This window comes from Paraburkholderia sp. NMBU_R16, from assembly GCF_013282575.1.
Classification (GTDB): Bacteria; Pseudomonadota; Gammaproteobacteria; order Burkholderiales; family Burkholderiaceae; genus Trinickia.
Genome location: NZ_JAAAYE010000062.1, coordinates 1 through 20131, shown reverse-complemented (window position 1 = coordinate 20131; position 20131 = coordinate 1). Strand labels below are relative to the sequence as shown.

The 20131-nt window shown below is 63.5% G+C and carries 14 protein-coding genes; 4 read left to right on the top strand and 10 right to left on the bottom strand.

Annotated elements, in window-relative coordinates:
- Nucleotides 1–13 precede the first annotated feature (13 nt).
- From uvrA to GWC77_RS23335, 5 genes are all read right to left on the bottom strand, one after another.
- Nucleotides 14–5971: an excinuclease ABC subunit UvrA gene (gene uvrA, locus GWC77_RS23355; protein ID WP_173260770.1), complete on the bottom strand. Its 5958-nt coding sequence runs from the start codon at nt 5969–5971 to the stop codon at nt 14–16.
- A gap of 235 nt (nt 5972–6206) precedes the next feature.
- Complete coding sequence (locus GWC77_RS23350; RefSeq protein ID WP_173260769.1) at nt 6207–6812, bottom strand: uracil-DNA glycosylase family protein; 606 nt, start codon at nt 6810–6812, stop codon at nt 6207–6209.
- Between the two features lie 32 nt (nt 6813–6844).
- Nucleotides 6845–7216 (bottom strand): DUF488 domain-containing protein, encoded by a 372-nt coding sequence (locus GWC77_RS23345; protein WP_173260783.1) that lies wholly within the window; start codon nt 7214–7216, stop codon nt 6845–6847.
- A 49-nt stretch (nt 7217–7265) separates the two neighbouring features.
- Entirely contained in the window at nt 7266–8099 is an 834-nt protein-coding gene (locus GWC77_RS23340) for a hypothetical protein (protein ID WP_173260768.1), read from the bottom strand.
- A gap of 236 nt (nt 8100–8335) precedes the next feature.
- Entirely contained in the window at nt 8336–9400 is a 1065-nt protein-coding gene (locus GWC77_RS23335) for a glycosyltransferase family 4 protein (RefSeq protein ID WP_173260767.1), read from the bottom strand.
- Nucleotides 9401–10170: 770 nt separating this feature from the next.
- Here GWC77_RS23335 and GWC77_RS23330 point away from each other — a divergent pair.
- A complete protein-coding gene (locus GWC77_RS23330; protein ID WP_173260765.1) occupies nt 10171–12039 on the top strand; it encodes an ABC transporter ATP-binding protein in 1869 nt (622 codons plus the stop codon).
- Nucleotides 12040–12096: 57 nt separating this feature from the next.
- Here the strand turns inward: GWC77_RS23330 and otsA are convergent, their stop codons facing one another.
- Nucleotides 12097–13539 carry an alpha,alpha-trehalose-phosphate synthase (UDP-forming) gene (otsA, locus tag GWC77_RS23325; RefSeq protein ID WP_173260764.1) on the bottom strand — a complete coding sequence of 481 codons (1443 nt, stop codon included), beginning with the start codon at nt 13537–13539 and terminating at the stop codon, nt 12097–12099.
- Entirely contained in the window at nt 13536–14288 is a 753-nt protein-coding gene (gene otsB, locus GWC77_RS23320) for a trehalose-phosphatase (protein WP_173260761.1), read from the bottom strand. Before otsB ends, otsA begins: the two co-directional genes overlap by 4 nt.
- A gap of 424 nt (nt 14289–14712) precedes the next feature.
- Between otsB and GWC77_RS23315 the strand changes: the two genes are divergently transcribed.
- Genes GWC77_RS23315 through GWC77_RS23305 form a run of 3 tightly spaced genes read left to right on the top strand, consistent with a single transcriptional unit; the run spans nt 14713 to nt 16694 of the window.
- Nucleotides 14713–15279, top strand: a complete 567-nt coding sequence (locus tag GWC77_RS23315; RefSeq protein WP_254367115.1) for an SCO family protein — start codon at nt 14713–14715, stop codon at nt 15277–15279.
- Nucleotides 15280–15310: 31 nt separating this feature from the next.
- Nucleotides 15311–15781, top strand: coding sequence for a copper chaperone PCu(A)C (locus tag GWC77_RS23310; RefSeq protein ID WP_173260757.1), 471 nt, complete (start codon nt 15311–15313; stop codon nt 15779–15781).
- 31 nt (nt 15782–15812) lie between these two features.
- Nucleotides 15813–16694 carry a cytochrome c oxidase assembly protein gene (locus GWC77_RS23305; RefSeq protein ID WP_173260755.1) on the top strand — a complete coding sequence of 294 codons (882 nt, stop codon included), beginning with the start codon at nt 15813–15815 and terminating at the stop codon, nt 16692–16694.
- On the opposite strand, the gene GWC77_RS23300 is transcribed toward GWC77_RS23305, so the two are convergent.
- The 3 genes from GWC77_RS23300 to GWC77_RS23290 form a co-directional block, all read right to left on the bottom strand.
- Nucleotides 16691–17167 carry a GNAT family N-acetyltransferase gene (locus GWC77_RS23300; RefSeq protein WP_173260753.1) on the bottom strand — a complete coding sequence of 159 codons (477 nt, stop codon included), beginning with the start codon at nt 17165–17167 and terminating at the stop codon, nt 16691–16693. The genes GWC77_RS23305 and GWC77_RS23300 overlap by 4 nt on opposite strands.
- 130 nt (nt 17168–17297) lie before the next feature.
- Complete coding sequence (locus GWC77_RS23295) at nt 17298–19352, bottom strand: SMI1/KNR4 family protein (RefSeq protein WP_173260751.1); 2055 nt, start codon at nt 19350–19352, stop codon at nt 17298–17300.
- A gap of 19 nt (nt 19353–19371) precedes the next feature.
- Entirely contained in the window at nt 19372–19866 is a 495-nt protein-coding gene (locus tag GWC77_RS23290) for a NucA/NucB deoxyribonuclease domain-containing protein (RefSeq protein WP_254367113.1), read from the bottom strand.
- Nucleotides 19867–20131 lie beyond the last annotated feature (265 nt).

Genomic DNA, 20131 nt, shown 5'->3' with positions numbered 1-20131 from the left:
CGAAGCCCGGCGCCTATGCGACATGCGCCGGTTGCGGTGCGCGTTCGCTGCGCGCGAGAACCGGGGCCAGCGCCGCCCCGGTATGGCTTTCCGGCACCCGTACGAGCGATTCGGGATCGGTCGCGGCGACGACAGTGCCGCCACCCGCACCGCCCTCCGGACCGAGGTCCACGATCCAGTCGGCCTCCGCGATCACGTCGAGATCGTGCTCGATGACAACGACGCTATGCCCCGCATCGACCAGCCGATGCAGCACGCGAATGAGCCGCGCGACATCGGCCATGTGCAAACCGACCGTCGGCTCGTCGAGCACGTAAAGCGTATGCGGCGCCTTCTGTCCGCGCCGCGTCACGTCATCGCGCACCTTGGCAAGCTCCGTCACCAGCTTGATGCGCTGCGCTTCGCCTCCGGATAGCGTCGGCGAGGGCTGGCCCAGCGTCAAGTAGCCGAGCCCGACATCCTTCATCAGTTGCAGCGGGTGCGCGATGCTCGGCATGGCCGAAAAGAACTCGACCGCCTCATCGATCTCCATCGTCAGCACTTCGCCGATATTGCGGCCGCGCCACGTCACGGCTAGCGTTTCGGGGTTGAAGCGTTGCCCATGGCAAACATCGCAGGGCACTTTGACGTCGGGCAAAAAGCTCATGCCGATGGTTCGCACGCCCTGCCCTTCGCATGCGGGACAACGCCCATCGCCGGTGTTGAACGAAAAACGCGAAGCCGCATAGCCACGCGCCCGCGCCTCTAGCGTATCGGCGAAGAGCTTGCGAATCGTGTCCCAGACGCCAATGTACGTTGCGGGGCACGAGCGCGGCGTTTTGCCGATCGGTGTCTGATCGACTTCGAGCACACGGTCGATAGCTTCAAAGCCTGTCACCGCTCGGCAACCCTGCCAGCGATGTTCGACGTGGATCCGTGCGGGCGCGTCCGTTGCGCTCGCAGCGCGCCCCGTTCGGCGTGGCGTGGCGCTCGGCGCGGCACGTCGCGCGCGGCGCACCGCGGGCGACGAAAGCACCGAGCGGCCGACCGCGTCGAGCAGATTCGTCATCAACACATCGCGCGCCAGTGTCGATTTGCCCGAGCCGGATACGCCCGTGACGGCCACGAGGCGCGCAAGCGGAACGTCGACCGTGATATCGCGCAGGTTGTGAAGGTGCGCGCCGTGAACGGTCAGCCAGCGTTCGGGGGAACTGGATGACGAGAGATCGGCCGTCGTCGCCTTCGTACCCGTACCCATGCCCGTTTTCGTTTTGCCGTTGCCCGCACGACGTAACGGATGCACCGGGCGGCGCGGTTGCAGCGGATGAACGATCGGATGCGCGAGGAACTGACCCGTCAGCGACTCCGGGTGCGTGGCGAGATCGCTCACCCCGCCTTCGGCCACGAGCCGGCCACCGCGCTTGCCGGCACCTGGGCCGATGTCGATGATGTGATCGGCTCGCCGGATCGTGTCTTCGTCGTGCTCGACGACGACAAGCGTGTTGCCCTTGTCGCCCAACTGACGCAAGGCATCGAGCAAGATCCGGTTGTCGCGTGGATGCAGGCCGATGGTCGGTTCGTCGAGCACGTAGCACACGCCCTGCAGATTGCTGCCGAGTTGCGCGGCAAGACGAATGCGCTGCGCCTCGCCGCCCGACAAGCTCGGTGCCGCACGATCGAGGCTCAGATAGCCGAGCCCCACTTCTTCGAGAAACTGCAGGCGGCTCGCGATTTCGCTGACGACGTCGCGCGCGATCTGCGCATCGCGCCCCGCGAGCTCGAGCGAATCGATCCAGCGACGCGTCTCGGTGACGGTCCACCGGCCGATGTCGACGATCGAATGCGAATCGAACGTCACGGCCCGCGCGACCGCGTTCAGACGTGTGCCACCGCAATCGGGGCAAGGTGTATCGCCAATGTCCTCGGGTTCGAGCTCTTCGCTCGGCAAGCTCTGCTCTCGGCCGCGGCCGTCGTCGGCAAATGCGGTATCGTCGAACGCGGCACGCTGCTCGCGTGTCAGCGCAAGTCCGGTTCCGACGCAGGTTTCACACCAGCCATGCTTGCTGTTGTACGAAAACATGCGCGGATCGAGTTCGGGATAGCTCGTTGCACAGACCGGACAGGCCCGCTTGACCGACAGCACGTCGAGTTCGCCGAGATGCGCATGCTCGCCCCCCTGGGCCAGGGTATCGGCAAGCCCGTCGAGCGGTGCCAGCAGATGCATGACGCCTTTACCGAGCTCCAGCGCTTGATCGAGCGCGCGGCGCAGCTCGCTCTCGCGGTCGGCGGAAATCACGAGGTCCGCCACCGGCAACTCGATCGTATGTTCGCGAAACCGTTCGAGCCTCGGCCATGGATCGACAGCAACGAACTGGCCGTCCACACGCAGATGCGTATGGCCGCGCGCCTTTGCCCACTTGGCGAGATCGGTATAAACGCCCTTGCGATTCACTACGAGCGGTGCCAGCAAGCCGACATGTTGGCCGGCATAATCGCGCAGCAACTGCGCGGCGATCGACTCGACGCTTTGCGGCGTGACGGCAGCACCGTCGTGCACGCAATGCTGCACGCCGAGCTTGACGTACAACAGGCGCAAGAAATGCCAGACTTCGGAGGTCGTTGCCACCGTGCTCTTGCGGCCCCCGCGAGACAGGCGCTGCTCGATCGCAACCGTCGGCGGGATGCCATACACCGCATCCACCTCGGGCCGGCCGGCGGGCTGAACGATCGAGCGCGCATAGGCGTTCAGCGACTCCAGATAGCGGCGCTGCCCCTCGTGAAAAAGGATGTCGAAGGCCAGCGTCGACTTGCCCGAGCCGGATACGCCCGTCACCACACTGAACTTGCCGTGCGGAATGTCGACGTCGAGCGATTTGAGGTTGTGCTCGCGTGCGTTGACGATGCGAATGGCGTCGTCGCCCGCGACAGGCTGCCTTGCCCGCGCCGCTGTCAATGCGGTCTGAAGCGGCACGCCGGCTTCGACATCGGCCGATGTGTGCGCCATCTCGCTCAACGCGTCATCGTATTGAAGCAGCGCTTGCCCCGTATGGGACGCTGCGCATGCCTTCACGTCATCTACGGTGCCCGCCACGACGATCTGCCCGCCCCCGTCACCGCCCTCGGGGCCGAGATCGACGATCCAGTCCGCGGCGCGCACGACATCCAGATTGTGCTCGATGACGAGCAGCGAATGCCCGCGCGCGAGCAATTTGCCGAATGCGCGCATGAGCTTGGCGATATCGTCGAAATGCAGACCGGTGGTGGGCTCGTCGAACATGAAAAGCCGCCCGCCCGGCGCCGGCTCGGCGCCGGGCTTGGCTGCGGTCTCCGCCAGAAATCCGGCGAGCTTGAGCCGCTGTGCCTCGCCGCCCGACAGCGTCGGCACCGGCTGCCCCAGCTTCACGTACTCGAGCCCGACATCGACTATCGGCTCCAGCACGCGCAAGACGTCCGCATCGTTCGCGAACCACGCAACGGCCTCGCTCACGGTCAGTTCCAGCACGTCGGCAATCGACAGCGCACGCGCACCGCGCTCGAGCTTCACCTCGAGTACTTCGGCCCGATAGCGGCGGCCGTCGCAGTCGGGGCATCGCAGATAGACGTCCGAGAGAAACTGCATCTCGATGTGCTCGAAGCCCGAGCCGCCGCACGTCGGGCATCGGCCGTCGCCCGAATTGAAGCTGAACGTCCCCGCCGTATAGCCGCGCTGCAGCGCCAGCGGTGCCTTCGCAAACAGCTTGCGGATTTCGTCGAAGGCGCCGACGTAACTCGCCGGATTGGAGCGCGCGGTCTTGCCGATCGGCGATTGATCGACGAACACCGCATCGGCGATCCATTCGGCGCCGCTCAGTGCCCGGTGCGCCCCCGGCGTCTCGGTGGCTTTGCCCAGTTGGCGCGCGAGTGCGGGATAAAGCACGTCCTGGATCAGCGTCGACTTGCCCGAACCGGAGACGCCCGTTACGCAAACGAGTCGTGCAAGCGGAATCTCCACGGTCACGTCGCGCAGGTTGTGCTCGCACGCGCCGGCGAGCATGAGCCGCGGCGTCGATGCATCGACGGGCCGCGCAGCCCAATGCGTCGCATCGGCGACGTGCCGCCGCGAACCGAGATAGTCGCCTGTCAGCGTCGGCGCGGTGCGGATGTCGTCAGGCGCGCCGTCATAGACGATCGTGCCGCCGCGCTCACCGGGCCCGGGTCCCATGTCGATGAGTCGGTCGGCCGCGAGCATCACCGATGGATCGTGCTCGACGACGACGAGCGTATTGCCGGCATCGCGCAAACGCCGCATTGCTTCGACGATACGATTCAAATCGCGCGGATGCAGGCCGATGCTCGGCTCGTCGAGGACGAACAGCGTCTTCGTGAGCGACGTCCCGAGTGCGGTCGTCAGATTGATCCGCTGCACCTCGCCGCCCGAAAGCGTGCGGCTTTGCCGGTCGAGCGTCAGATAGCCGAGCCCCACATCGCAGAGGTACTTCAGCCGCGTGCGCACTTCGGCGATCAGAAGCTTGAGCGCATCGTCGAGCAACGCGCTCGGCAAGCTCAGCGTGTCGAAGAACTGGCGGATGCGCGAGATCGGCAACAGCATCACATCGTGCACGGTCAGTCCCGGTAACGCGTGTAATTGCGCCGGCGTCCATGCCGTACCGTTCGGCATGAACCGCAACTCCGGCGCAAGCACCGCATCCGCGTTTTCCTTGGTGCCGAGCCGCCACAGCAGCGATTCGGTCTTCAGCCGCGCGCCGCCGCAGGCCTCGCAGGGGGTATAGCTGCGATACTTCGACAGCAGCACCCGGATGTGCATCTTGTAGGCTTTCGATTCCAGATAGCCGAAAAACCGGCGCACGCCGTACCAATGACGCTGCCACGCGCCGTCCCAATCCGGGGAGCCTTCGATGACCCACTCGCGCTCGGCCTCGGTAAGCTCCGACCACGGCACGTTCGTGCGAACACGCGCGCGTGCGGCGTAACGCATCAGGTCGTCCTGGCACTCCTTCCAGGCCGGCGTCTGCATCGGTTTGACCGCCCCGCCCGCGAGCGTCTTGCGCGCATCGGGAATGACGAGCCCGAGATCCACGCCGATGACGCGGCCAAAGCCGCGGCAAACCTCGCACGCGCCGTACGCCGAGTTGAACGAGAACAATCCGGGCTGGGGATCCGCATAACGCAAATCGCTGTCCGGGCAGTGCAGTCCCGTCGAAAACCGCCAGATGAGCGGCGCAGCGACATCGTCAGCCGCACCCGCCGTCCCGCTACGGTCCGGTTGTTCGGAGCGCCCTGCACCCTCCGGCAGCACGTAGACGTTCACTCGACCTGCACCGCGCTTGAGCGACGCTTCGATCGCCTCGACCACACGTACCTTCTCGGTTCCATTAATACGGAACCGGTCGGCCACGACATCGAGCACTTTGCGCGCGCCGCCGCTCGTTTGCTGCTCACGCTCGGCCTGCACACGCGTATAGCCGCTCGCGGACAGCCACTCGCCGATCTCTTCGGCACTCGCGCTTTCGGGCAACTCGACGGGGAACGTGACGACTACGCGCGGGTTGTCCTGGACGGTGCGCTCGAGCAGTTCGGCGTAGATGGTCTCGGGCGTATCGTGACGCACCGGTTGCGCCGTCACTTTGTCGAAAAGTTGTGCCGCTCGCGCATACAGCAGTTTCAGATGATCGTTGAGCTCGGTCATCGTGCCGACTGTCGAACGCGAACTGCGCACCGGATTCGTCTGGTCGATGGCAATCGCCGGCGGCACGCCGTCTACCCGGTCCACCTGCGGGCGGTCCATGCGGTCGAGAAACTGGCGTGCATAAGCGCTGAACGTTTCCACGTAACGGCGCTGCCCCTCGGCGTAAAGGGTGTCGAACACCAGGCTCGACTTGCCCGATCCCGATGGCCCGGTGACAACGGTCATTTCCCCCGTACGCAAATCGAGATCGATGTTTTTGAGATTGTGCTGACGAGCTCCGCGAATGCGGATCACTCCGAAAGTCATGGAACGGTCCCTCTATACGCGCGTGCTGCGCTTCAATTCGATGTCGTCGCCCGCCATTGCGAGACAAGCGGCGGTCAGGGGTGCAATGATAGTCCCGTGCGCGGCCGTGCGTTGCACCCGCGCGCGACGTTTCTTCGTTTGTTCCGGGGCGCCGTGGGGCCAATACGTGCTGGCGAAGATTGCTCGCGCAATACGGCTAATGGAGCACTTTCGGCGACGCGGCGAAACGGGGGAATCAGCCCGCGTTTCCCAATGCCCGCGCCACGCGCTCGCGCAGCACCGGCACGAGCTCGCGCTCGAACCACGGATGATGCTTGAACCAACCTTGGTTACGCGGCGACGGGTGCGGCAGCGGCAGCCGTGCAGGACCGTAGTCGCGCCATGCCGCGACGGTTTCCGTCAGCGTCGCGCGCCGGTCGCTCCGTAGAAAATGCTGCTGCGCATAGGTGCCGATAAGCAGTGTCAGCTCGATATGGGGCAGTTCGGCCAACACCCGGTCTAGCCACAGTGCCGCACACTCGCGACGCGGCGGCAAATCGCCCGATGCGCCGCGCCCCGGGTAGCAATACGCCATTGGAAGCAGCGCGATGCGTCGCTCATCGTAAAAAAGCGCGGGCTCGACACCCATCCACTCGCGCAGGCGCTCGCCGCTGCGGTCATTCCACGGTATGCCCGTGGCATGCACGCGCGAGCCGGGGGCCTGGCCGACGACGAGCACCCGTGCGGCGCGGCCAACCTGCAACACGGGCCGGGGGCCGAGCGGCAGATGCGACTCGCAAGCGCGGCACGCGCGGATTTCGGTCAACAATGCGGACAGACGAGAGGAGGAGCGGGAGGACATCGAACTCGATCGAACGGCTACGTCGTTTGCGGTTATCGGCGGTGCGAGAGCTTGCGCTCGAGATAGTCGCGCAGCGCGACGGCCTGATTATGCTCCGGATCGCGGGCGCCATAGACGAGTGTGACCGGGCCGTGTGACGCCGCTTCGAGCAGCGGCTCCCATGCCGCTCGGTTCGCATCGAGTTCGGCGCGGTATCGCTCGATGAACGCATCCCAACGCTGGGGATCGTGGCCGAACCATCGTCTCAGCTCATTGCTCGGCGCGACATCGCGAAGCCATTGTTCGATGCGCAGAGCATCCTTTCTGATGCCGCGCGGCCAGACCCGATCGACGAGATAACGCACACCGTCGTCGTCGCCCGGCGGGTCGTACGCCCACGCCACACCGATTCGACCGTGCTTCATCATGCCCTCCTCGCCATGCGTCGAGTTGATGCCAGGCATCCTCTTGCCGCTACGCCTTCGCTTGCTCGAGTGCCGCATCGAGCGCACGCGCGGCGGCGCGATCGCTTGGCTTGACCAGCGCGGCACGCAGTACGGTCTGCCGATTGTGCCCGGCCGCGGCGGGAGAATCCCATATCAATTCGACGTGCGAGCGGCGTGCCTGGCCGCCCCCCTGCGGCAGGCGCGCCGCCGGAGCGGGCCCGCGACGCGCGGCCGGTGGGTCGTTCACGAGCGGATGAGCGGCTTCGATGGCTCCGCTTGGGGACCACTTCACGGAAAGCTCCCGCATATCGTACTGACCGAGCTTGCGGCTCTCGATCCAGACGACAGCGGTCTGCGCAGCAACATCGAGTGCGATCGCATAGCGCCCGATCGCAAAACGCCGTGCGGCGACATTCGTGCGCCAAAGCGCGCGCGGCCGGCAAATCCAGAGCACGGCTGCATACAGCGCGGGCCCGACGACGAGCCACCCGTTGGTCTCGGTCACGGCATACACCGTGTCACGCCAGCCCGCCTGCCACGCAAAAAAACCGATGGACCAGATCGCAAAGGCGAGCCCGAGCAGGGAAAAGAGCCGAAGAGCCTGCCGCAACCGTTGCGGCAACGGATGAAACGGCCGTTCGGCACGAGCCCGCGCTCCGGGCAGGACGATCAACAAAAACAAAAAGACAACGTTGACAGATGCCCAAGGCGAAGAGCTCATCGCCGAAAAAGCGGCGCCATAACCCATCTGGGCCATCGAAAACAACCATCGCGCCAGCAGGACGAGCCCGATCGCGCGCAGCGCAAAGACCGTTCCGGCGCCTGGCGCCGGGTTCTCCCGCGAACGGTTCGGTCTCGTCAACTCATCCTCCTCGGAACGGGCGGCACAGGGTCTGTCTCATGACTGCCACGCGCTGTGGCAGCGCCATTATAGGAAGCCGCGCGGCACATGCCCGAAACGCTCTGCAGCGCAGCACCGACCGTGCGATCTCTCGCGCAAAAAACAAACGCCCCACCTGCCGCGGGGCAGACGGGGCGTGGCACACCAGCACTCGGGCCCCGGCGCCGATCGCGCCAGCGACCCGGCACGTCCGGCACTCAGCCGGCCGCGACTTCGCGCAGAACGGCGCGGCGCTTGCGGTGCAAAAGAGTCTCGTACGACGCGATGTAGTTCTGCGCCATTACCTTCGACGTAAAGCGCTGCTCGAAAGCCTTGCGTACCGTTTCGCGCGGCAGCGTATGCAGGCGGTTGACGGCAGCGACAGCCGACAACTCGTCCTCGACCACGAACCCCGACACGCCGTTTTCGATGACTTCGGGTACCGAGCCGCGCTTGAACGCGATCACGGGCGTGCCGCAAGCCATCGATTCGATCATGACGAGGCCGAACGGCTCCGGCCAGTCGATCGGGAACAGCAGCGCATGCGCGCCGCCGAGGAACTCGGCCTTTTCCGCCTCGCTGATTTCGCCGATGTACTCGACGTGCGGCAACGACATCAACGGCTTGATCTGCTCTTCGTAGTAAGCACGATCCGCCTTGTCGAGCTTCGCCGCGATCTTGATCGGCATGCCCGCCTTTTCGGCGATGCGGATCGCCGTATCGACACGCTTTTCGGGCGAGATCCGCCCGAGGAACGCCAGATAGCTCGGCTTGACGTCGGTGCGGGGTGTCAGCAGATTCTCGGGCAGCCCGTGATAGACGGTGGACAGCCAGTGCGCCTGCGACAGCGGCGTACGCTGGTTATCGGAAATCGACACCACCGGCACGTCGTTGAACGTATTGAAGATCGGCTGCAGTTCCGGCAAATCGAGGCGGCCATGCAGCGTCGTCAGGTGCGGCGTGGGCTGGCGCGAGAACAGCGAGAACGGGTAGTAGTCGATATGGAAATGCAGTACGTCGAAATCCTGCGCCCGGCGGCGCACTTCCTCGAGCAGCAGCATGTGCGGAGCCATCGTGTCTCGGATCGACGGGTCGAGCCGCAGTGCCTGCGGCCAGAACGCCTCGAGCTTCGCCGATGTCTGGGAATCGCCGCTCGCGAACAGCGTCACATCATGCCCGAGCTCGACCAGCGCTTCAGTCAAATAAGACACCACGCGTTCCGTCCCGCCATACAGTTTCGGGGGAACCGCCTCATGCAAAGGAGCGATTTGAGCGATCCGCATAGTGATGAACTCCTAATAAAAATTCAGGCAAAAAAGACTGCTGTTTCTTGGAAGCGAATCGCCCGCTTGCGACGCGAACGGCCGGCAATTGCCGCTCAACCGCTACGCTCATTTCTTGTTCAGACCTGCGGTGGTTCGCCTGACTGTGGTCTTCCTTCTGGAAGCACTCACGGACTCCATTTCCGCAGCGCCCGGGTCGATCCGCCGGCACGCCGCGAGCGCGGAGCTCTGGACGGGTTAACGCACCGCGTCCGTAACCGTTGACCGGGTCGGCAGGAATTTCTAGGGGCTTACCCGTAGCGGAATTATCCCGCCGCTGCACTGCAGCACCGTAAAGGCTTTCAGAAATTTTACATTGTTACAATCAAGAAACACTCTGTCAATCCCGGTGGGCCGAGCGTCGCCTACACTGGGCGTCTGTGTCCTGCCGAACCCGTTTCGGGGCGTCGATGCGCCCCATGCGCGGTTGTGCACGCGTTGCATTGGCCCGCGCTGCCCCGTGTGAAACGGGCAGCCCCTCGGCGACCCGGTAATCTTGACCGATTCCGGCGCCATTTGAGTCGTATCTCCGTAGCGGACGTCGCCGCACGTGGCGGTCCCAACAAGCCCGGCATGAGCCGTGCAACGCCTCGTTGTGCGTTGTGCCCATCCAACGCTTGCATCGAGGCGCCCGTCCGAACCACCCATGATTACGCGGATGTTTACAATGGCGGCTTGCCAAACCATCTCGATATTGGCTCGCGGTGCGCCATCCGCAGACTATCCTTTTCATGACTTCATCCGTTTTGCGTACACCGCACGAACAATTGGAACATTTGACCGTCGCCGAGCGTAACGCCCGCGATGCGAAGCTTTCGAGCTACGCGGATCGGCCCCTCGCCTTCCTGATGAGCTACATCCGCCGTCATCCGTTCGCGCACGCGATCGTGCTGACGAGTGTGTTCGCGGCTGTCGGCTGCGCACTCGCCTCGCAATATGCGATCAAACATTTGATCGACGTGCTGGCGGCCGGCCGGAATCATCCGGGGGCGCTGTGGGGCGCATTCGCGATTCTCGTGGGGCTGATTGCCGCCGACAATCTGCTCTGGCGCGTCGGCGGCTGGGTGGCGGCGCACGTGTTCGTCAACGTGACCGGCGACTTGCGGCGCGATCTGTTCCAGTACCTGAGCGGCCATTCGCCCACCTACTACGCCGAGCGGCAGCCCGGCACGCTCGCGAGCCGCATCACGGCGACGTCGAACGCCGTCTATACGTCCGAAAATACGATGGCGTGGAACGTATTGCCGCCTTGCATCGCCGTGCTCGGTGCGATCGTGATGATCGTCACCGTCAATCCGATCATGGCGCTCAGCCTGATGCTCTGTTCGGCCATTCTGTCCGTCGTGCTGTTCAAGCTCGCGGGACGCGGCTCGTCGAGGCATCATCAATTCGCGGCCAAGGCAGCGGCAGTCGACGGCGAGCTCGTCGATGTCATCGGCAACATGGGCCTCGTGCGCGCTTTCGGTATGACGCTGCGCGAGCAAAAACGCTTCGGCGCCACCGTGCAAGCCGAGATGGCCGCTCGTCAGGAATCGTTGCTCTATCTCGAACGGCTGCGGCTGCTACATGCGGGCGTCACCGCGCTGCTCTCGGCCGGCCTGCTTGGCTGGGCGCTTTGGCTCTGGAATCAGGGCCGCGCCACCTCGGGCGACATCGTGCTCGTGAGTTCGCTCGGTTTCACGATTCTGCACGGCACGCGCGATCTGGCCGTCGCGCTCGTCGACGTGACCCAGCACATTGCGCGGCTGGCCGAAGCCGTCAAAACGCTATTGGAGCCGCACGGCATGCCCGATCGAGAGGATGCGGTACCATTGCGCTCGACCGGCGGCAGCGTCGACTTCGAAGGCGTGACGTTCGCCTACCCGCGGCGGCGCCCGATTCTCGATCACTTCGATCTGCATATCGCGGCAGGTCAGCGCGTCGGGTTGGTCGGCAAGTCGGGCGCAGGCAAATCGACGGTGCTCGCGCTATTGCAGCGCTTTTACGAGACACAGGGCGGATCGATCGAGATCGACGGGCAGGACATCGCTTCGGTCACGCAGGAAAGCCTGCGTCATGCCATTGCCCTCGTGCCGCAAGACATTGCGCTCTTTCATAGAACCGTCTATGAAAACATCGCCTACGGCCGCCCCGACGCCACGCCCGATGAGGTCCGCGCGGCCGCGCGCGAGGCGCGCTGCACGGACTTCATCGAGGCGATGCCCGACGGCTTCGATACGATCGTCGGCGATCGCGGCGTCAAGCTGTCCGGCGGTCAGCGGCAACGGATCGCGATCGCACGCGCCATCCTCAAAAACGCGCCGATCCTGCTGCTCGACGAAGCCACTTCGGCACTCGACAGTGCCTCCGAAGAAGCGATTCAACAAGCCCTCGACCGGCTCATGGTCGGGCGCACGGTGATTGCGATCGCGCACCGGCTTTCGACTCTGCAGAACTTCGACAGGATCATCGTGATGAGTGCCGGCAAGGTCATCGACGATGGCTCGCCCGAAGAGCTGCGCAACCGCCCCGGCATCTATCGCGACCTGCTAGCGAAGCAGCACGGCAAGGGCGTGGTGCTGCATCCGGGCGGACGCAAACTCGGCGAGCACGTTGCATAGCGCATCGATGCGCCGGCCTGAAGCGAAACAGGAACGCGAGCCGGCAGCCTGCCCGGTTCAGGCCGCCACCGCCTTGCGCGCCGCTCGCGGCCGCACGGCCCGTGGCTTGTCGGCCGCGCCCCGGTTGAGATCGCGCAGAAAATTGTCGCGCCAGACCGAGACATTGTTGTCGCGCAACTGGGCGATCATGTCGCGATAGCGCGCACGGCGCTCCGCGAGCGGCATGGCGAGCGCCTCGCCGAGCGCGTCGGCCATTCCATCCACATCCATCGGATTGACGATCAGCGCGGCGGTGAGCTCTTGCGCGGCGCCGGCGAATTGCGACAGAACCAGCACACCGGGATCGTCGGGGTCTTGCGCCGAAACGTATTCCTTCGCCACCAGATTCATCCCATCGCGCAGCGGCGTCACATAGCCGACATGCGACTGGCGGAAGAGCGCCGCGAGCACCTGACGTTCGTACTGCCGATGGATGTAGCGGATCGGCGTCCAATCGAACTCCGCGAAACGCCCGTTGATCCGGCCCGACTCCGCTTCGAGCCGCAGGCGAATGTCCTGATAGGCGTGCATATCGGCCCGCGTCGGCGGGGCGATCTGCACGAACGACACCCGGTTGCGGAATGCCGGCGAGCGATCGAGCAGACGCTCGAATGCGCGGAACCGTTCGACGAGACCTTTCGAATAATCGAGCCGGTCGACGCTCATGATCAGTTGACGATCGTGCAGCGTGGCTTTCATCGTGCGCACCGGTTTGCCGCGCGCCCCAGCCTTCGCCAATTGCGCGATTTCATCGGGATAGACGCCGATCGGATAGGCGGCCGCGCGCAGCGACCGGCCGAAGGCGCGGATCGATGCCGGCCGCGTGCCATCCGCGTCGTCCACCTGCCCTGCGGCTTCGTGCACGATGTAGTCGCAAAACGCACGCAGATCGGGCCCGGTCTGAAAGCCGAGCAGATCGAATGCGCACAGGGCTTTGACGAGATCCCGATGAGGCGGCACCGACAGCAGGACCTGGGCCGCGGGAAACGGGATGTGCAGAAAAAAGCCGATGCGGTTCTTCACGCCCGCCTCGCGCAACGCTTCGGCGAACGGAATCAGGTGATAGTCGTGCACCCAGATGACATCGTCGTCGCGCAACAGCGGTACGAGGTGCCCCGCAAGCCAGGCATTCACGCGCCGATAGCCTTCGAACTCGTGACGATCGTAATGCACGAGGTCCGCGCGATAGTGGAACGCGGGCCATAGCGTCGCATTCGAAAAACCGCGGTAGTACTGATCGTAATCGCGCCTTGAAAGCCCGACGGTGGCAAACGTGACGGGCCCTTGTTCGACGAGCTGAATCTGCGGCTGCCCCGACGACAGCACTTCGCCGCTCCAGCCGAACCACATGCCGCCGGTCTCCTTGAGCGCGTCATAGACGCCGACCGCAAGACCGCCCGCAGCCGGGCCGCCCTCGGAAATCGGCGCGACGCGGTTCGAAACGATGATCAGGCGACTCATGAATTGCCGCGTGAAGCTGCTACGAGCGAAGCGAGCCACGCCCGAAACGCGTCGACCGACTCGATTCGCGCACGCGCCGACGTGTCGCCCTCGCCGACCTTGATCGACAGACCGCCGCGCGCATTCACGACGGCGAAGCCTTTTTCGTCGGTGAGATCGTCGCCGGCGAAGATGGGCATGCGCCCCGCGAAAGGCGGCTCGTCGAGAAACGCAGCCAGCGCACGGCCTTTATCGACGTTCTTCGGCTTGATCTCGTAGACCATCTTGCCCGGCTGCAGCACATAAGCATCGGCGTGCTCGTCCACGAGCCGCTCCGCTGCCTCGCGCGCGACAGGCTCGGCAAGCGGCGCGTTACGGTAGTGCAGCGCGAGCGATGCACCCTTGATTTCGAGCAGCATGCCGGGATGTTGCGTCACGAGTTCCGCAAGCACGCGCTCCATGCGCACGAGGCGTGCATCGTCGAAGCCGAGGCGCACGACGTCGCCCGCCGCATCGCGCCGTTCGGCGCCATGCAGCCCGGCCACGGGCAAATCGAACATGCCGAGAAAGCCGTCGATACTCTCGATTCCCCGCCCCGAGACGACAGCCACGGCGCCCCGCGAGAGGTACCGGAGCTCGGCGAGCGTATCGAGCAGCGTGGGCGGAACGATCACGCCGTCAGGCGTGGAAGCGAGATCGACGAGCGTGCCGTCGAAATCGAAGAAAAACGCGGTCTCACCAGGAGACAGGAAAGCCGGTAACGATTGCATCAGCAAGATTCGCAAAGCGGCCGGGGGCGCCCGAACCGGAAAAGTAGAGGCATCTTACCGCGCCTTGCCGGCGATTTCGAGAAAATGGGTCGCAAGACTGCCCGGCAACGCGTCCGTTCTATGACCGCTCGGTGAAACAGACGGCTCGGCATTTTTCTGCGACAAATTGTCTCGACGTGCCCCGTCGCGGCTTCGCCGCCTGCAGCGGCACGGCTTTTGCGCTATAGTCGCAGGCGCTTCCCGCCCTGCGTCGAACGCGCTTGCGACGGTGCTCGGCCTTCGCCCGCCTGCATTTCTCGAGCCTCGGATGCCGCCCCATTCCCCTGCCGCCGGTTCGCCTTTAGAGGCACAGCCCTCATCGCTTTCTCCCGTGCAATCGCGAAATCGGTCGCTGCGTCGCGTAGTGCGGCTCGCGGCGACCGCGATGCTTGCCCTGCTCATGGCGGCATGCTCCGAGCGCGGGGCGCCGTGGCAGTTGACGAATGTCAGCGGGCACTTGCCCGATCTGCAATTCTCACTGACCGGCGACGACGGCAAGCCCATCGACGCATCTGCCTTCAAGGGGCAGACGACGCTCGTTTACTTCGGCTACACGCATTGCCCCGATGTCTGCCCGGAGACGATGGCGCGTTTGATGCAGGTCTTGGCGAAGCTTCCGCCGAAGGATGCCGCGCAGGTCCGCATTCTTTTCATCTCGGTCGATCCGGCCCGCGACACGCCGCAGGCGCTGCACGAGTATGTCGGCGCATTCGATGCCCAACATGCGCTAGGCCTGACCGGCAGCGACCGGCAGATCGAATCGCTCGCAAGGCGCTATCGCGTCGCCTACCAGATGGAAAAGCGCGATCCGAAAGGCAATTACGAGGTCACGCACAGCTCGGCCGTCTATATTTTCGATGCGCAAGGCCATGCCCGGCTGCTTGCCACCGACCACGACTCGCCGGACGCGATCGCGCACGACCTGCGCCGCATCGTGGAAGGCGATGCTTGATATTTCCGATCTGCTCAGGAGCTCAATGGCTATGAACCGACGAACGACAACGCTGCGTTCCATTCGCGCTGCCGCTTTGGGGATATCGCTCGCTTTCACCCTTGCAACGGGGGCGGAGGCAGCCGAAACCGTGCATGCCTCCAACGCGTGGGTGCGGTGGTTACCGAACAAGCTGCCGGCGGCCGGATATGTGACGCTGACGAATAGCGGCGATAAACCCGTCGACCTCGATCTGGACCACGTGACGAGCCCCGATTACGGTAGCGTCATGCTTCATCAGACGGTGTCGAACGGATCGACGTCGCAAATGGAAATGGTCGAGAAAGCAACCGTTCCCGCACATGGCGTATTGAAGATCGCACCGGGCGGCTATCACTTCATGCTCGAGGAGGCCAAGCGCAAGATCGCGCCCGGCGATACGGTGCATTTGCGCATGAAGTTCTCCGACGGCACGACGCTCGACACACCTTTCGCCGTGAAGTCGCCTGGACAGGCTCAGTAAGCGGGACGCCGGACATCCAACTCTGCACACGATGAATCTGTTGTACTGGCTCGAACCCTGGGAGCCGTCGCCGACGGTCGTGGTCGCCATCCTCTGTGCGGCGGTACTGTTTTTGCGTGGCGCACGGCGCGCGCACGTTTCGGTTCCGCGGCGCATCGCGTTCTGGTTCGGGCTCGTTGCGCTTTATGTCGCGCTGCATACGCGACTCGACTATTACTTTGAGCATGAGTTTTTCATGCACCGGTTGCAGCATCTCGTGCTGCATCACCTCGGGCCGTTCTTCATTGCATGGTCGTATCCGGGCGGGGCACTACGTGCGGGCATTCCGTTTCGCTGGCGTCAGCGCTTCGTCAATCCAGCGATGGGCACGAAGCCGATGCGCGCGGTGCTCGATACCGTATTTCATCCGGTTGTCGCAGTCGTGCTCTTCGTGGGCCTGATCTATTTCTGGCTCTTTTCGCCGATTCATTTCAAAGCCATGCTCGACTGGCGGCTTTACCGAATCATGAATTGGAGCATGGTCATCGACGGGTTGCTCTTCTGGTGGCTCGTGCTCGATCCACGGCCCGCGCCGCCCGCACGCCTTGCCGCGGGACGGCGCCTCATCATCGTCATCGCGGCAATCCCGCCGCAAATCGTGCTCGGCGCACTGATCTTCTTCACGCCGCACGAGCTGTATCCGATTTACTCGATCTGCGGCCGCGCATTTACCTGGCTCAGCCCGATTCGCGATCAACAGATCGGGGGGCTGCTGCTCTGGATTCCGGGTTCGATGATGAGCGTGTTCGGCGCGCTGATTGCGCTGCGCCATTGGATGCGTTTGTCGGCCCGTGCGCGGCTCATCGAAGAGCGCGCACGTGGACACGTGAAGTCGCCACCGCAGAGCGTGCCCCGCTTCGAGCCCGGAGGCTAGGCGGAACGCATCCAGATGTGAGGGATGCCGTCTTCATCGTGGATATCCGATGACGGTTTAAAACCGAAGGCACCGTAAAACGCTTGCAGATGCGCCTGTGCATGAAGGCTGATGGCGATACCGGGCCACTGCGCGGTGATATGCGTTCGTGCGCGTTCGAGCATGGCACTGCCGAGTCCGATGCCGCGAAATCCCGCCGTGGTCAGCACGCGCCCGATGCGGACATCGGGTTCGTTTTCGTCGGGCAGCAATACGCGAAGGTAGCCGGCCAGCTCGCCGTTGGCCGCATAGGCGAGCAAATGCCAGGCGCTTTTGTCCAGGCCGTCGACATCGCCATAGGCACAGTTTTGCTCGACGACGAAAACTTCATTGCGGGCGGCGAGCAGGTCATAGACTTCGGTCGGCGTGAGGTCCGAGAAAAACTTCCAACGCCATTCGAGGGCTTCCAGCGTCGTAGGGGATCGAGCGGTCATGGGGTGGCAATCGCTGTAATTCGTCTTCTGTAATTCGCGATTATCCGGTGAGCCGCGACCGAAAGCTACCCCGGCAGACGGGCGGATTCGGCAGCGCAATACAGGAGCGGCCCATCGCCGCCCTTCAAGGTCAGTCTTCGGGCTCGTCGTCCGTATACTCGACTACGAAACGGTGAAGCCACTCGCGAAAGCTCCGAGCGACGAGCGTTCGCTGGTCATCGTCGTGCCAGACCCGGATGACTTGTCCAACAGTGCCGCCCTCAGCCGGATCGAAATCGAGACACAGATGGTCTCCCGCACCATTCGACGTAAACGGAATCCATTTGAGGTTGTACCAATCGTCTTTGATGCCATCGTCCGGCTCGGCACTGCAATCCTCAAAGTCACCGCTCACGACGAGCTTGTGCCAAACCTTCCATGCTTTCAGGATGTCCCGGCCGCATAGCAGACTATCGCCGTCGAAGAAATCGCCGGCGATCCGCGGTTGTCCATTGTGGATTTTGAGGCTCTCGATAAAGTCCTCCGGCAGCGCGATGTCGAGTGCTGCTTCGAGCGACCGTATGTCCTCGTCGCCTGCTCCGGCGTTCAACCCGCCCGGAATCTCTTCGGGATGGTCCGCAAGCCACGGATCGAGGCGAGACCAGGACTCGGAAACCGTCAAAGACGGACTTACGATTTGTAGTTCCACTTGCTTTTCCTCCTGTTTGGGTAGCGGCTCTTCGATTAGAGAGGGCAACGCACGATTGGCTTGGCCCGGCTGCCGCGTGGCATCGAGCCGGAGAAAATGAATGCGACTACCTGCGAGAAGGCGCGTCGCACCTGCAGGGATCGCCGCGATGGTTTCGGCTTCGATAAACGGTGTAATGAGGTGAGGTCGTTGATCGGAAAGCGGATCGATCAGCGGCTCGCCACGTGGGCCCCAAACAATGCGCGCCCATAGCATCGCGTTCAGTTTCGGATCGCGTTCGACATCGCGAGCCAGTTCACCGATTTCCCAATGCGGACCGGCCGATTCGACGAATTTATAGGGGAAAACTTCGACAAGCTCGTACAGATCGAGAATGCGCCGCACCACTGTATGCATCAGCATGGCAACCGTGCCAGGCTGGCCCGGCAGGTTGACGAGCGTGGCTCGATCAACATGGCCAATGCCGCACCGTCCCACGAGTCGGCCGGCCTCGTCCCAAACGTCAACCATCTCGGTCCACTTGGGAGAGCGCTCGTCGCTGAGTGCAAAATTGACGGTTTCCCCTCGAATCTGCTTGAGATCGAGTTTATTGTCGGGCCAGCCTCCGAACATCTGCAGATCGTTTAGCCCAATGCGGATGTATGGCTCGACTCCGAGCAGGCCACTGCCGATGATGAGGTCATACCGCGCCGCGAGTTCCCTGATGCGCTGTTGATACGCGAGTTCCGCTTCCCTCGTGGGGCCACTATGCCGATTCGGCCTCTGAGGAGGCGCAATAAATTCGATCGCCGGTACATCGTGGCCCCATTGTTTGAGCAAGGCACGCACGTATGCGCCGCATGAGTCGGGAATTTGCCAGCACTCGCGCGCTGCGTCGGGCGCACAGCGCTCATAGCTCGATACCACGACACCGATGCGCGGACGCTTCGCAACTTTGATCGTGCGGACTCCCGCCGCTATCAGGAGTGCCTGACGCTCCGCCGTAATTCGCTGCCCTTTTCCAAGCAAGGTAGTGCCCGCTGCAAATTCGCTGCCGCGCGCACGGATATGCGCCCCCGCAGACGGAGGTTCTCTCAGCCAAACCTGGCGAAAGCCTCTACCGGTGGGAGGCTTGTTCTCTTCAATCGAAACAACCGTATCGGCGTTTTTTGGCAACGGGCTATGGGCGTGGACTTCGATAACCTCGTTGGGTAAGAGCGAATGGACTACCGGTCTGTCGGCCCGTCGCTCAAGGCTCCCGTGCGCCTGATCGAGCTCAAAGACAACAGGGCGCCGCAGTGTGGCCGCGCTTCCGTCGCTAGCACGCATCGCGTATCCGCGGCACGATGAGATCGGCCATCGAGGTACGTCCTCGGGCGCTGTCACCGGCTCAGCGGTCACCCGCAGATACGCCTCTTCGGTTGCGATGGTCTCCGCTTGCAGCCCCCGCGGAATTGCTCGCCGGCACCCCTCGTAAACGAGCCCAAGCCACGCTGGAAATGATGAATGGTCTGCCATGATCAGCCTCGTGTACTCCCTATTTGTTGTGGATGTCACACTCGTCCGGCGCAGTACCCTTCGTTCCCTGAGGCTCAACGTCTATATAAAACTTCTCGCCATCCAGCACTCGTTGGGATGCAAGAAAGCATCCAAACAGTGCTCCAGCCCGGCGGTTGTCACTAGCATCGATCCGTTTCACCGCGAATTCGTTTCCGTCGGCTCCTTGGTTCGTCGCGGCAAAAGGGTATTCATCACAATCGCAGTTCGTCGGCGTTTCATCGGGATCGCCCGTAAAATCGCACAGCCCGTTCACCTTGCCGTATTGAGCAATACATTGGGTCTTCGAAACCGCTCTATTGTTCTTCCGCGCTTGCTCATTCCTCAAACGCGTCAACTCAGCGGAGCCGAATGCCGGCTTAATGTTTCCGTCCGAGGGGGGTACATATCTTCCCGGTCGGCCGGCAGCTTGTGCCTCCTTGATATGGAGCGCGGACTCATCCACGTCGGGGTTGTCCGTCTTGACCGATGTCATGATCGCCGGTGCCTCTGGGTATACGCACCCTTGCGTACCCGTCTTGGCAAGACCGACATCGCATCGAATCGTCGGGGCGTATCCCAGGCCAACGGTCACCGCACTCGGCCCGTCCTCGAATGACTCTCCGGACTTCACAACGTAAGCGGTAAGCCATGGGCGTTATAGAGTTCGCGTAAAGGCAATCGCACAATGCCGCCATTGAGTTCGCTCAGGAGGGGCAAGCGATGACGGCCTTCGCAAGAGAAGAATTGGAATCGGTGTG